Source organism: Pantoea deleyi, assembly GCF_022647325.1.
In the GTDB taxonomy this organism is placed as follows: domain Bacteria; phylum Pseudomonadota; class Gammaproteobacteria; order Enterobacterales; family Enterobacteriaceae; genus Pantoea; species Pantoea deleyi.
Window position 1 is genome coordinate 2,829,902 of record NZ_CP071405.1, and the last position, 14,107, is coordinate 2,844,008.

Here is a 14,107-nt window from a genome sequence, read left to right on the forward strand (position 1 = left end):
TTTCCTTTTAATTAATTAACGTTCAGCGCGTCATTAACCAGGTCTTGCTGCTGTTGTTGGTGTACGGACATGTAACCCACGGCCGGTGAAGCCGAGGCCGGGCGGCCGGCATAACGTAAAGTGGCACCAAACGGCACGACTTCACGGAAGTGATGCTGACTGCAATACCAGGCGCCCTGATTCAGCGGCTCTTCCTGGCACCAGACAAAGTCCTGTACGTGAGAATACGCTTTTAATGCTTCCTGCACCGCCTGGTGCGGGAACGGATAAAGCTGCTCGATGCGGACGATAGCCACATCGGTCTGCTCGTTTTTACGACGCTGCTCCAGCAGGTCGTAATAAACTTTACCGGAACAGAGCACAACACGTTTCACGCGCTGCGGATCCAGATCGTCAATCTCACCAATGGCTGGCTGGAAGCTGCCATTCGCCAGCTCATCCAGCGTAGAGATCGCCAGCGGATGACGCAGCAGCGATTTCGGTGACATCACGATCAGCGGACGACGCATACCGCGCAGCGCCTGACGACGCAGCATGTGGTAAACCTGCGCCGGCGTGGACGGCACGCAGACCTGCATGTTCTGCTCAGCGCAGAGCTGCAGATAGCGTTCCAGACGCGCCGAGGAGTGCTCCGGACCCTGACCTTCATAGCCGTGCGGCAGCAGCATGACCAGGCCACACATCCGGCCCCACTTCTGCTCGCCGGAGCTGATGAACTGGTCGATAACAACCTGAGCACCGTTGGCGAAGTCACCAAACTGCGCTTCCCAGATGGTCAGGATGCGCGGCTCTGCGGTGGCGTAGCCATATTCGAATGCCAGCACCGCCTCTTCGGAGAGCACGGAGTCCCAGACTTTGAACTGACCCTGGCCGCTGTGCACATGGTGCAGAGGGGTGTAGGTCGAACCGTTAGACTGGTTGTGCACCACCGCGTGGCGATGGAAGAAGGTGCCGCGACCGCTATCTTCGCCCGACAGGCGCACCGGAATGCCCTCATCCACCAGCGTGGCGTAGGCCAGGTTCTCCGCGCCGCCCCAGTCAAAGGCTTTCTCGCCTTCGGCCATCAGACGACGGTCGTTGTAGATTTTGGCAACGCGCGACTGCACTTCCACCTCTTCAGGCACCTGGCTGATACGCAGCGCCAGCTCCTTCAGACGTTTCATCTCAACCTGGGCCGGATAAGGCTCGTCCCACTCATGGTTCAGGTAAGGCGACCAGGTAAAGGAGTGCAGGCTCATCGGACGCCATTCCGGCACCACACATTCGCCCGCATCCAGCGCGTCGCGATAAAGATTGACCATCTCGGTCGCATCTTCCTGCGTGGCGATGGCTTCGCTTTCCAGACGGTCAGCGTAGATTTTACGCGGCGTCGGGTGTTTTTTGATTTTCTGGTACATCAGCGGCTGCGTCGCACTTGGCTCATCCGCCTCGTTGTGACCATGACGGCGATAGCAGACCAGATCGATAAACACATCACGCTTAAAGGTGTTGCGGTAGTCGAGCGCCAGACGGGTCACAAACGCGACGGCTTCCGGATCGTCCGCGTTGACGTGGAAGATCGGGGCCAGCACCATTTTACCGATGTCGGTGCAGTAAGGGGTTGAACGCGCATCTTTCGGGTTGGAGGTGGTGAAGCCAACCTGGTTGTTGATGACGATGCGAACGGTGCCGCCCACTTCATAACCGCGCGCCTGAGACATGTTCAGGGTTTCCTGCACCACGCCCTGGCCGATAACGGCCGCATCACCGTGGATGGTGATCGGTAACACTTTATTGCTGGCGGGTTCATCCAGACGGTCCAGACGGGCGCGCACAGATCCCATCACAACCGGGCTGACGATCTCCAGGTGCGACGGGTTAAACGCCAGCGCCAGGTGAACCAGGCCGCCTTCGGTTTCCACGTCTGAGGAGAAGCCCATGTGGTACTTCACGTCACCGGTGCCAAGATGCTCTTTGTGCTTACCGGCGAACTCGTCGAACAGATCCTGAGGCTTTTTGCCCAGCACGTTGATCAGCACGTTGAGACGGCCACGGTGCGCCATTCCCAGTACGACTTCACGGGTGCCGCTTTTACCGGCGTGACGGATCATCTCGCGCAGCATTGGCACCAGCGCATCGCCGCCTTCCAGCGAGAAGCGTTTGGCTCCCGGGAATTTCGCGCCCAGGTATTTTTCCAGCCCTTCTGCCGCGGTCAGCTCTTTCAGGAAACCTTTCTTCTCTTCGTTGCTGAACGCTGCACGGCCCGCGACGGATTCAAGACGCTGCTGGATCCAGCGTTTCTCGTCCGTGTTGTTGATGTGCATATACTCTGCACCGATTGAGCCGCAGTAAGTCTGGGTCAGCGCCTCGAAGAGATCGGCCAGCTTCATGGTCTCTTTGCCGATGGCGAAAGAGCCGACGTTAAAGCTTTCCTGAAAATCGGCCTCAGTCAGATCGTGAAAAGCGGGATCGAGATCGGCGACCCGATCCTGTTTCCACAGGCCGAGCGGATCGAGATTGGCATGCTGATGGCCGCGGAAACGAAACGCGTTGATCAGCTGCAGCACTTTCACTTGCTTGGAGTTGGTTTCCGGATCGGAGAGAGATGAGGTGTAACGAGATGCGTCTTTCGCCAGGCGACGGAAGTACTCACGTGTGGTGGAGTGAAACTGCTCAGGTTTCATTCCGGTGCCCGGTAACTGTTGGAACATCGAGCGCCACACTGCATCGACAGAGTCAGGATCGGTCAGGAAATCCTCATAGAGCTGCTCTATGTAAGACTGATTCGCGCCGGCCAGCCAGGAAGAGTCCAGCCAGGGCTTCATCGCGCTGTTCTGCATTGTGATCCCTTAAGCATTGCTATGCTTTTTTGAGGTTTCATTTGTTGCCGCTTTCGCGGTTTGCCGTAGTGAGTTCAGCGATACGAGCACTCTGCGCAGCGCGCGTGGCCCGTAAGGGAACCTTTGTAAACGTGGTCATCACCGCGCTTACAGAGGCTTCCGTAAAACACCGGGAACCTGAGGTTCCCGGCAGTGAAACACTATGCGCCGCGCTGCAGCAGCATCGACTTGATATGGCCGATGGCGCGCGTCGGGTTCAGCCCTTTCGGGCAGACGCTCACACAGTTCATGATGCTGTGGCAGCGGAATACGCTGAACGCATCATTCAGATTGTCGAGGCGCGACTCGGTTTCGGTGTCGCGGCTGTCAATCAGGAAGCGGTACGCGGCCAGCAGACCGGCAGGACCAATGAACTTCTCCGGGTTCCACCAGAATGACGGGCATGAGGTAGAGCAGCAGGCACAGAGAATACATTCATACAGGCCATCCAGGTGCTCGCGCTCATCCGGTGACTGCAGATGCTCGCGTGCTGGCGGATTTTCCCCATTATTCAACAGGAAAGGCTTAATTTTCTCATATTGAGCATAAAACTGGCTCATGTCCACGACCAGGTCGCGCACCACCGGCAGACCGGGTAACGGACGGATAACAATTTTCTGTTTGCCGTTGCCCAGGGCTGAAACCGGCGTAATGCAGGCCAGGCCGTTCTTGCCGTTCATGTTGAGGCCATCGGAGCCGCAGACGCCTTCGCGGCAGGAGCGACGAAACGCCAGCGTCGGATCTTTCTCTTTCAGGCGAATCAGCGCGTCCAGCAGCATCATGTCGCGGCCATCTTCCGATTCCAGGGTGTAATCCTGCATCCGTGGCTTGTCGTCAACGTCCGGATTGTAGCGATAAATGGAAAACTCGAGTCTCATGATCGTCTCCGAAATTAGTAGGTACGCACTTTCGGCGGGAAGGCCGCGCGCAGTTTCGGCTGCATGTTCACCTCACGGCGCGTCATGCTTTCGGTTTCCGGGACATAAAGACTGTGGCACAGCCAGTTTTCATCATCACGATCCGGGAAGTCGAAGCGACTGTGGGCACCGCGGCTCTCGGTGCGATAGTTCGCCGCCACCGCCGTGGCATACGCCGTCTCCATCAGGTTATCCAGCTCCAGACACTCAATACGCTGCGTGTTGAAATCCGGTGAGCGGTCATCCAGACGGGCTGACTTCAGGCGCTGACGAATCTCTTTCAGCTCTTCCAGTCCCTGCGCCATCGCTTCGCCTTCGCGGAACACAGAGAAGTTGTTCTGCATGCAGCGCTGCAGCGCTTTGCGAATCTCAACCGGGTCTTCACCGGTGGTGTTGTTTTCCCAGCGGTTGAAGCGAGCCATCGCCACGTCAATTTCATCTTCGGTGGCATCGCGCAGTTCGCCCTGCTCCTGGATACTCTCCAGCAGATGCAGACCGGCTGCACGACCAAAGACCACCAGGTCGAGCAGTGAGTTACCGCCCAGACGGTTAGCGCCGTGCACCGAGACGCAGGCGATTTCACCCACGGCGAACAGGCCCGGGATCACCACATCTTCGCCCTGCTCATTCACGCGCAGCGCCTGGCCAGTCACTTTGGTCGGAATACCGCCCATCATGTAGTGACAGGTCGGGATCACCGGAATCGGTTCTTTAATCGGGTCGGCGTGCGCAAAGGTGCGCGACAGCTCAAGGATGCCCGGCAGACGGGATTCCAGCACCTCTTTACCCAGGTGGTCGAGTTTCAGTTTAATGTGCGGGCCCCACGGACCGTCACAGCCGCGACCTTCACGGATTTCGATCATCATTGAGCGCGCAACCACATCGCGGCCCGCCAGGTCTTTGGCGTTCGGCGCATAACGCTCCATGAAGCGTTCGCCATGTTTGTTCAGCAGATAGCCACCTTCACCACGGCAGCCTTCGGTCACCAGGACGCCCGCGCCTGCAATACCGGTCGGGTGGAACTGCCACATCTCCATATCCTGCACCGGCACGCCAGCGCGCAGTGCCATACCGACGCCGTCACCGGTGTTGATATGAGCATTGGTGGTGGACTGATAGATACGGCCCGCGCCGCCGGTCGCCAGAATGGTCGCTTTCGCTTTGAAGTAGACCGTTTCGCCGGTTTCGATGCAGATAGCCGTACAGCCGACCACCGCACCATCGGCGTTTTTCACCAGATCCAGCGCATACCATTCCGAGAAGATAGTGGTTTTGTTCTTCAGGTTCTGCTGATAAAGGGTGTGCAGCAGGGCGTGACCGGTACGGTCAGCGGCGGCCGCCGTACGTGCCGCCTGCTCGCCACCGAAATTCTTCGACTGGCCGCCAAACGGACGCTGATAGACGCGACCATCTTCCAGACGGGAAAACGGCAGGCCCATGTGCTCCAGCTCCAGAATCGCTTCCGGGCCGGTTTTACACATATATTCGATCGCGTCCTGGTCACCGATATAGTCGGAACCTTTGACGGTGTCGTACATGTGCCATTCCCAGTTATCTTCATGGGTGTTACCCAGCGCAACGGTAATACCGCCCTGCGCAGATACGGTGTGGGAACGGGTCGGGAAAACTTTAGACAGCAGCGCACAGCTCTGGCCACCCTGGGAGATTTGCAGAGCGGCACGCATACCTGCGCCACCTGCGCCGATCACCACGGCATCAAACTCTCTGATTGGCAAACTCATTTACACACCCCACACCACAACAAAGCCATAAATCGCATACCACAACAGCGCCACGACAATCACAAACTGCAACAACAGACGGGTTGGCAGCGATTTAACGTAGTCTGTTAACACCTGCCACATCCCAATCCAGCCGTGGATCAGAATAGAGAACAGCGTCAGCAGCGTGAACACTTTGGTGAAGGCGGAGGCAAAGAAGCCACGCCACAGATCATAGGTCAGCGTGTCTGTCATCACCACGAAACCGAGGATGTAGACGATGTAGAGCGTAATAAGAATTGCAGTTGCCCGCAGCAGCAGCCAGTCCTGAATGCCGTTGCGACCCAACGCGGATGCATTGCTTACCATACGAGGACTCCCGCCAGAATTGCCAGCACGACAGTGATCACAAAAGTTACATGCGCTGAACGCTTACCCACCTGCAGCGTTTCAGCCAGATAACCAAAATCCATCAACATATGACGAATCCCGCTCACCGCGTGATAGGCCAGCGCAGTCAGGATGCCCCACATGATGAACTTCGCGAAGAAGCCATCCATAATGGACGCAGCATGCTGGAAACCTTCAGGAGAGGAGAGAGAGAGACCGAGCAACCACAGCAGGATGCCAATGGCAACCAGGGTGATGACGCCGGAGACGCGGTGAAGAATGGACGATATTGCAGTAACGGGAAACCGGATCGTCGAGAGATCCAAGTTGACAGGTCTTTGTTTTTTCACGGTTTTGCCCACACAGCCTTTTTTATTTTGCTTCCTCCGGACCTGAGGCGGAGTCTAATCACAACGCGTGGCAGACTTTAACCGTCACCAAAAAAGCAACATCCAGTGTTAAGTGACGCGGTAATAAACGCTGGGTGGCTCCTGGTGTCAGGGTGTTCCGGAGACCTGGCGGAAGTATAGGAGGATCACATTCTGATTACAATTCCCCTACAAACTCTTTGGTATATTTTGGGTGGAACAGTGATCCGACTCACGATTTTCACAATTGATACAATTTTAATTATCTGATTTGACAATAGTTCAACAATTCAGTTACAAACTAAGCCTGTAAATTCCTATGATGCACAAAAGTTATGGGGATACACTTTCCCCTAAGCGCAAGTTATGTAACATTGCGATAATGAGCATTAAAAAGCATCAGGTTATTGGTTACCAAGAAGTTATATCCTGACCGGATCTTTAACAACCGCGATATGCAGCATGTCCATGGCTCACCGGTTCCTCCCGTGGAACGCGCCGCTCACTCTGTACCCTGCACCCGCTTCACCCCCGCAGAGTGATACTGTGTAGTTTTGCCAACCGCAACATGAACGCGTTTCAGGTGTCTAAAGATCCTTACCTACATAAGGCGCTATGGAGACGAAAATGACAGATAAAAAAGTAACGCTAACCCTGCAAGATGGAACATCTGTGGAGCTGGACGTGCTGAAGGGCACGCTGGGCCAGGATGTGGTTGATGTCCGCGCTCTGGGTTCAAGTGGCCTGTTCACCTTCGATCCCGGTTTCACTTCTACAGCGTCCTGCGAATCTAAAATCACTTTCATCGATGGTGATGAAGGCATCCTGCTGCACCGGGGTTTCCCGATTTCTGAGCTGGCCACCCACTCTAACTATCTGGAAGTCTGTTACATCCTGCTGAATGGCGAAGCGCCAAATCAGAAGCAGTTCGACGAGTTCCGTACCACCGTTACCCGCCACACCATGATTCATGAGCAGATTACCCGTCTGTTCCACGGCTTCCGCCGTGACTCCCACCCGATGGCAGTAATGTGCGGTGTCACCGGTGCACTGGCAGCGTTTTACCACGATTCACTGGATGTAAACATTGAGCGCCACCGCGAAATCGCGGCATTCCGTCTGCTGTCGAAAATGCCGACCATGGCGGCGATGTGTTACAAATATTCTATCGGCCAGCCTTTTGTCTATCCGCGCAACGACCTCTCCTATGCCGGTAATTTCCTGCATATGATGTTCGCCACGCCGTGCGAAGAGTACAAGGTGAACCCGGTGCTGGAACGCGCAATGGACCGTATCCTGATCCTGCATGCGGACCATGAGCAGAACGCCTCCACCTCTACCGTCCGTACCGCCGGCTCAAGCGGCGCGAATCCGTTTGCCTGTATCGCGGCAGGTATCGCCTCCCTGTGGGGACCGGCACACGGCGGAGCCAACGAAGCGACGCTGCGTATGCTGGAAGAGATCAGCACCGTTGAGCACATTCCGGAGTTTGTGAAACGCGCCAAAGACAAGAATGACTCTTTCCGTCTGATGGGCTTTGGTCACCGCGTTTACAAAAACTACGATCCCCGCGCAACCGTGATGCGCGATACCTGCCATGAAGTGCTGAATGAGCTGGGTATGAAGGATGACCTGCTGGAAGTGGCGATGGAGCTGGAACACATTGCGCTGAACGACCCCTACTTCATCGAGCGTAAACTCTATCCAAACGTGGACTTCTACTCCGGTATTATCCTGAAAGCGATGGGGATTCCTTCCTCCATGTTTACGGTGATCTTCGCGATGGCCCGTACCGTTGGCTGGATTGCACACTGGAAAGAGATGCACGACGAAGGCATGAAGATTGCCCGTCCGCGCCAGCTCTACACCGGCTATACCGAGCGCGCGTTTACTTCACAGCTGAAGAAGTAAGATCCGGGGCGGAGCGCAATCTCCGCCCGATGGCTTTGTCATGCCCGGACGCTTCGCGGTACGCCTGCGTTGAGAACGGAAAGTTCGGAATGGGGTGAAAGCCCTTATCCCGGACACGCCCGTTCCGCAGGGCTACGCACCGCCCGGAGGGGCGTCCGTTGCGTGACCTGAAAACGCGCCCGGCGTGTTATTCCGGGCGCGGGACGGCTTTCTCGGCGGCCCCCCGTCCCTGCGCGGCAGACTTCGCCCGTTTTGCCGCCGTCTGATCCTGCGCGTCTCGCTTTATTCCTCTTCTTATCGCTGACAGCCCGGACACCAGTAGAATGGCCGTGACGACAGCGTGCCCTTTTCAACCACCGTGCCACAGCGCCGACATTTTTTGCCCTGGCGATGAAACACTTCAAACTGAAACGCCGCTTCCTCATGATATTTCTTCATGGTGCCGCGCATCCGGTAGGCGTGACGCGGCACCGACAGCAGCGCCTCGCTGAATGCAGTCAGCTGGTCCTCACTGAGATCCTGCGCCCGATGGTGCGGCAGCAGCTGCGCCAGCCAGAGAATTTCGGCGCGCAGGTAGTTACCCAGCCCGGCCAGAAACGCCTGATCCAGCAGCAGGCCGCTGAACTGCCGACGGCGGAAACGGGGCGACAGCAGCCGCTCACGCACCTCTTCCACGGTCAGGTCACGGCTCAGCACATCCGGCCCGATACGGTTCAGGAACGGATGCGCCGCCAGGGTATCGGCGTTAAGCAGTTCAATATCGGAAGCGCTGTAAAGCAGAATTGCTTTGCCCGCCGTCGCCAGCCGCACCCGCAGCTGACGGGTGGTATTGAGCTCAGTATCGGGTTTCACAATCCGCCAGATACCGTAGAGCTGGTTATGGCTGTAGAGCGTCAGGCCGTTGCTGAAATGTGTCAGCAGCGCCTTGCCCCGCGTTTCAATGGCCTGCACCTGCTCACCAATCAACGCCGGTTCATAAGTCTTAAGTTGCGGAAACGCGAACCACGCTTCCGTTAACGGCTGCCCCACAATAGCGGCTTCGAGCTTATCCGCCACGCGGCGGATTTCCGGTCCTTCAGGCATCGTTCATCCTCTTAGTGGGTGGCACCGCCAGCCTCTTTAATGTCGTCGCCGGTCTCCAGCGTGACCCGAACGGCAATCTCCAGCGCCTGAATAATGGTCGCCAGCGCCATGCTCGGTGCGCCGGGGTGCTTCGCCGCCTGTTCAGGCAGATACGGGATATGGATAAAGCCGCCCCGCGCCGGGCTCTCCTGCTGCTGAAGCCAGTGCAGCAGGCCATACATCACCCGGTTACAGGTAAAGGTGCCCGCCGTCTGCGACACCGACGCCGGAATGCCCGCCTCCCGCACGGCGGAGACGATCGCCTTAATAGGCAACCGCGAAAAATAGGCGGCCGGCCCGCCAGCCACCACGGGTTCATCGACGGGCTGATGCCCGCGGTTATCCGGAATGCGGGCGTCATCGACATTAATGCCGATACGCTCGACGGTGATGTCGCTGCGACCGCCCGCCTGTCCCACCGACAGCACCACATCCGGTCTGATTTCCGCCAGCGCCTGGTTCAGCACGCCGAGGACCTCACGGAAGACCACGGGCAACTGGCGGATGACGATCTTCGCCCCGCCGATCGCTTTGCCCTCCAGCGTCCGCACCGCTTCCCACGAAGGATTAATCGTTTCACCGCCAAAAGGTTCAAAGGCTGTTATCAGGACCGTTTTCATGCTGCCTCACAGAAACATCAGGAAATAGAGCAGAAAAATGTTAACAATTAACAGTAGCACACCGGTCGGAATCTGAGCCCTGATCACCGCGTTTCGGTTGGGCAGTTCCAGCAGCGCCGCCGGGACAATATTGAAGTTGGCCGCCATCGGCGTCATCAGCGTGCCACAGTAGCCGGAGAACATGCCAATCGCCGCCATCACCGCCGGGTTGCCGCCGTGCTGTAGTACCAGAATCGGGATGCCGACGCCTGCGGTGATAATCGGAAAGGCGGCGAAGGCGTTGCCCATGATCATGGTTAACAGCGCCATGCCCACGGCATAGACGATGACCGCAATCAGGCGATTGTCCACCGCCAGCCAGGTCTGGGTCAGATGGGAAATCGCGCTGCCGACACCGGCGCTGGTAAACAGCAGCCCCAGCGTGGCGAGGATCTGCGGCAGGATAAAGGCCCAGCCTATCGAGTCCAGCAGGCGGCGGGTCTCCTGCATCGACTGCACCGGTTTTTCGTGGGTCAGTTTCAGGGCCACCAGCCAGCCCGCCACACAGCCGACCATCATTGAAAAGAGCGTCACCAGCGTCGCGTGATTGCCGGGTCCGAACACCGAATCCTGCAAGCCGGGAATATGGTTAAACGCCAGCACGCCGACCACGGTAACCACCGGAATCGCCAGCGCGGGCAGGAAGAGCTTATTGCGCAGACGCTGCGCGCTGGCCTGCTTCTCCTCTTCGCTGCGCTGATGATAGCGTCCCAGCCGGACGCCGCCCAGGCCCGCAATCAGCGCCATGATCACCACCACAACCCCGACCGCAATGTGCAGCGTGCGGGTGCCCGCCGCCAATCCCAGGCCGTGGCTCAGCAGATCCGCCGTCCAGTCACCGATCAGAAAGATCAGGCCATAGAGCGCCCAGAACAGGCCGGTCGTCAGGCGACGCGGATTCGCGCGGTCACGCCAGGAGAGGATCGCCACCACCAGCAGCATGATGCCTGCCAGCCACATCAGATACTGTTGCTGAAACATTATGCACCTCCTTTGGCTTTCAGCGCCTGACCGTTCAGCCGCTGCAGCTCACGCGCCAGCTGGCGGTCCAGCCGCACCAGGCGGGCCGAGTGGATCAGGAACGCGGCCACTGCGGTCGGGATGCCCCACAGCGCGATATGCAGCGGTTCGGTCTGGATCCCGGCGGACTCCTGCATGAAGTTATGCATAAAGATAATCGCGCCAAAGGCGACAAAGATATCCTCGCCAAAGAACAGGCCCACGTTGTCGGTCGCCGCCGACATCGCGCGCAGCCGGTGGCGCAGCTCGGGCGTAATCTCGCCGTAGCGGTTTTCTGTCGCCCCTTCCGCCATCGGCGCCAGCAGCGGCCGCACCATCTGCGGATGGCCGCCGAGGCTGGTCAGCCCCAGCGCGGCGGTGATTTCGCGCACAAACAGATAGACGATTAGCAGACGGCCCGCGGTGGCCGTTTTAATCTGCGCAATCCACGCCTGAGCCCGCTCTTTCAGCCCGTGACGCTCCAGCAGGCCAATGACCGCCAGCGGCAGCAGCAGGATCAATGGCAGGTTGCGGGTGTTGAGAAAGCCCGCGCCCAGCTTTTCCAGAATGTCGGCCAGCGGCATCATCGCGGCCAGCCCGGTCACGAACCCGGCGATGATCACCACCAGCACCGGATTGAAACGCAGTACGAAGCCGATCACGATGGCGGCGATGCCCAGTAACGGCCAGAGATTTACAGCACTCTCCATGATTTTTTTCCCTCAGAGTGAAAAACCCGGCACAGGCCGGGTTAAAAGTGGTAATTCAGTCACTGGTGACGCGAATCTGCTGACGGGCAAACGCCTCGCATAACCGCTGCGCGAACTGCAGGGCATGTGCACCGTCACCGTGCAGGCAGACGGTCTGCGCCTTCACCGCTACCCATTCTCCCGTAATACTTTTTACCCTGCCCTGCTGCACCATCGTCAGCGTCTGATCGATCGCCTGCTGCTCATCTTCAATCAGCGCGCCGGGTTCGCTGCGCGGCACCAGCGCACCCGAGCAGAGATAGCCCCGGTCGGCAAAGACCTCTTCCCGCGTGCGTAAGCCGTAGTGCGCCCCGGCCCGGATTGACTCGCTGCTGGCCAGCCCCACCAGGATCAGCTGGCTGTCGACCGCGTGGATGGCGCGGGCGATAGCGTCAGCCAGCACCGGATCGGCCGCGGCCTGGTTGTACAGCATCCCGTGCGGCTTAACATGAACCAGCCGCGCGCCTTCGCTTTCCGCCAGCGCTTTCAGCGCCCCGATCTGGTAGATCATCTGGGCGTAGACCGTGTCCTGCGGGAGCTGCATGGCGCGGCGGCCAAAGTTCTCCCGATCGGGAAAGGCGGGGTGCGCGCCAATCGCGACACCGGCAGCCTGTGCCCAGCGCACCGACTGCAGCATGGTCTGCGCATCACCGGCGTGAAAGCCGCAGGCGATATTGGCCGAACTGACCCGCTGCAGCAGCGCCTGATCGCTGGCGCAGCCCTCGCCCAGGTCGGCATTTAAATCAATCTTCATTGAGTCCCCACATCATCTGATCGAGTGCGCGCTGCTGATGCTGACGGGCCAGCATCGCTTCCGGCAGGGTGCAGTGAATAAAGTGAATCGGCTCACCCAGCCGGATCTGCGCCAGGTGATAGAGATCGGCTTCGATGACCGAGGCGATGCGCGGATAGCCGCCGGTGGTCTGCGCATCGGCCATCAGTACGATGGGCTGCCCGTTGGGCGGCACCTGAATCACGCCCGGCATCACACCGTGCGACAGCAGCTCACGCGGGCTTTCGCGATTCAGTTTGCGGCCCTCCAGCCGGTAGCCCATGCGATTACTCTGCGGACTGAGCTTCCAGCCGGTGCGCCAGAACGCCTGCTGCGCCTCACGGCTGAATTCGTGATACTCCGGGCCAGGCAGTGCGCGGATGCGGTTGCCCCACAGCAGTTGCCGCACGCCAGCCTGACGGTCGAACTGGCGCGTCGGTTTCCCCAGCGGGAGGCGATCGCCATCCCGCAGAGTCCGTCCGTGAAACCCGCCAAACTGCGCTTTCAGGTCGGTGCTGGCCGACCCCAGCATCGCCGGGATAGCAAAACCACCGTGCACCGCCAGATAGCTGCGCATCCCGCGCAGCGGCATCGCCAGCGACAGCACCTGGCCCCGTTTCACCGGGGTACGCCAGCCCGTCCAGACCGGCTTATCGTCCAGCTGTGCCTGGCATCCTGCGCCCGTCAGCGCAAACCAGCCGTCGCGGGTAAACTCCGCTTTGAACTGGCCGAGCACGATCTCCAGCACGGCGCTGTCCGGCGCATTGCCTACCAGCATGTTGGCGGTCAGCATCGCGGGCTGATCCAGAACGCCGCCCGGACTGATCCCGAACTGACGCCAGCCGTATCGTCCTGCATCCTGAAGAGTGGCGGCCAGACCGGCTCGCAGAATGTTTAACATACGCCCTCCTGCTGTGGCACAAAGCGGACCCGGTCGCCGGGACGGAGCAGAACGGGCGGTTGCCGTTGCGGATCAAACAGCGCCGTGCGCGTCTGGCCAATCAGCTGCCAGCCGCCCGGCGAGGCGAGCGGATAGACGCCGGTCTGGCTGCCGCCGATGCCCACCGATCCGGCGGGCACACTGACTCTGGGTTCCGCCCGGCGCGGCGTGTGAAGACGCGGATCCAGCCCGCCAAGATAGGGAAATCCGGGCTGGAAGCCGATAAAGAAGACGACATACTCGCTGTTGCTGTGCAGCTCAACGACCTGACGGGGCGTCAGTCCGGCCTGGTCCGCCACGACCGCGAGATCGGGCCCCGCCTCGCCACCGTAGATCACCGGGATTGCGACCTGGCGTGACGCGGGCAGCTGCGCCTCGCTCTCTTCCCACCAGCGCTGCAGCCGCTCGATGGCGTCCAGCGCATTCTGCTGGGGGTCGCGCAGGATCAGGGTGATGTTGTTCATGCCGGGGATCACCTCCAGCACGCTGTCATAAGATTGCAGCCGCTGGTTCAGTCCCCAGATACGCTGCTGGCTCTCCAGCGAGACCGGCGGTTCCAGCTCCAGCACGACAGCGCGTTCACCCAATAAATAACATCGTGCTCGTTGCAACAGCTACCTCCCGCCTGGTTGAAATCGCGCCAGGCCGATCGGAGACTCAGCCCGGATCGGCCCCTTGCTTATCCACTTAAAGCAAATAGT

At 59.1% G+C, this 14,107-nt stretch carries 13 protein-coding genes; 1 reads left to right on the forward strand and 12 read right to left on the reverse strand.

The features are described 5' to 3' along the window. Window positions 1-11: 11 nt before the first annotated feature. The 5 genes from sucA to sdhC form a co-directional block, all read right to left on the reverse strand. Window positions 12-2,819, reverse strand: a complete 2,808-nt coding sequence (sucA, locus tag J1C59_RS13345; RefSeq protein ID WP_128085641.1) for a 2-oxoglutarate dehydrogenase E1 component — start codon at window positions 2,817-2,819, stop codon at window positions 12-14. 200 nt (window positions 2,820-3,019) lie between these two features. Next, complete coding sequence (locus tag J1C59_RS13350; RefSeq protein WP_009091413.1) at window positions 3,020-3,736, reverse strand: succinate dehydrogenase iron-sulfur subunit; 717 nt, start codon at window positions 3,734-3,736, stop codon at window positions 3,020-3,022. A gap of 14 nt (window positions 3,737-3,750) precedes the next feature. After that, window positions 3,751-5,517 carry a succinate dehydrogenase flavoprotein subunit gene (gene sdhA, locus J1C59_RS13355; protein WP_128085640.1) on the reverse strand — a complete coding sequence of 589 codons (1,767 nt, stop codon included), beginning with the start codon at window positions 5,515-5,517 and terminating at the stop codon, window positions 3,751-3,753. Next, the gene (gene sdhD / locus J1C59_RS13360) at window positions 5,518-5,865 is read right to left on the reverse strand and encodes a succinate dehydrogenase membrane anchor subunit (protein WP_009091417.1); all 348 of its coding nucleotides are present in this window, start codon (window positions 5,863-5,865) and stop codon (window positions 5,518-5,520) included. Further along, window positions 5,859-6,248 carry a succinate dehydrogenase cytochrome b556 subunit gene (sdhC, locus tag J1C59_RS13365; RefSeq protein WP_128085639.1) on the reverse strand — a complete coding sequence of 130 codons (390 nt, stop codon included), beginning with the start codon at window positions 6,246-6,248 and terminating at the stop codon, window positions 5,859-5,861. Before sdhC ends, sdhD begins: the two co-directional genes overlap by 7 nt. A 633-nt stretch (window positions 6,249-6,881) precedes the next feature. On the opposite strand from sdhC, the gene J1C59_RS13370 reads away from it, so the two are divergent. Then, entirely contained in the window at window positions 6,882-8,165 is a 1,284-nt protein-coding gene (locus J1C59_RS13370) for a citrate synthase (RefSeq protein WP_128085638.1), read from the forward strand. A 294-nt stretch (window positions 8,166-8,459) separates the two neighbouring features. Here J1C59_RS13370 and nei read toward each other — a convergent pair whose 3' ends face one another. Genes nei through pxpB form a run of 7 tightly spaced genes read right to left on the reverse strand, consistent with a single transcriptional unit; the run spans window position 8,460 to window position 14,017 of the window. Beyond that, a complete protein-coding gene (gene nei / locus J1C59_RS13375; protein WP_128085637.1) occupies window positions 8,460-9,248 on the reverse strand; it encodes an endonuclease VIII in 789 nt (262 codons plus the stop codon). Between the two features lie 11 nt (window positions 9,249-9,259). Next, entirely contained in the window at window positions 9,260-9,907 is a 648-nt protein-coding gene (gene pcp, locus J1C59_RS13380) for a pyroglutamyl-peptidase I (protein ID WP_128085636.1), read from the reverse strand. A 6-nt stretch (window positions 9,908-9,913) separates the two neighbouring features. Beyond that, the gene (locus J1C59_RS13385; RefSeq protein ID WP_128085635.1) at window positions 9,914-10,927 is read right to left on the reverse strand and encodes a DUF979 domain-containing protein; all 1,014 of its coding nucleotides are present in this window, start codon (window positions 10,925-10,927) and stop codon (window positions 9,914-9,916) included. Beyond that, the gene (locus J1C59_RS13390; RefSeq protein WP_128085634.1) at window positions 10,927-11,655 is read right to left on the reverse strand and encodes a DUF969 domain-containing protein; all 729 of its coding nucleotides are present in this window, start codon (window positions 11,653-11,655) and stop codon (window positions 10,927-10,929) included. The genes J1C59_RS13385 and J1C59_RS13390 overlap by 1 nt, the downstream gene beginning before the upstream one ends. A 55-nt stretch (window positions 11,656-11,710) precedes the next feature. After that, entirely contained in the window at window positions 11,711-12,448 is a 738-nt protein-coding gene (pxpA, locus tag J1C59_RS13395) for a 5-oxoprolinase subunit PxpA (RefSeq protein WP_128085633.1), read from the reverse strand. Then, complete coding sequence (gene pxpC / locus J1C59_RS13400; protein WP_128085632.1) at window positions 12,438-13,367, reverse strand: 5-oxoprolinase subunit PxpC; 930 nt, start codon at window positions 13,365-13,367, stop codon at window positions 12,438-12,440. The genes pxpA and pxpC overlap by 11 nt, the downstream gene beginning before the upstream one ends. Next, window positions 13,361-14,017, reverse strand: coding sequence for a 5-oxoprolinase subunit PxpB (pxpB, locus tag J1C59_RS13405; protein ID WP_140917140.1), 657 nt, complete (start codon window positions 14,015-14,017; stop codon window positions 13,361-13,363). Before pxpB ends, pxpC begins: the two co-directional genes overlap by 7 nt. Window positions 14,018-14,107: the final 90 nt, after the last annotated feature.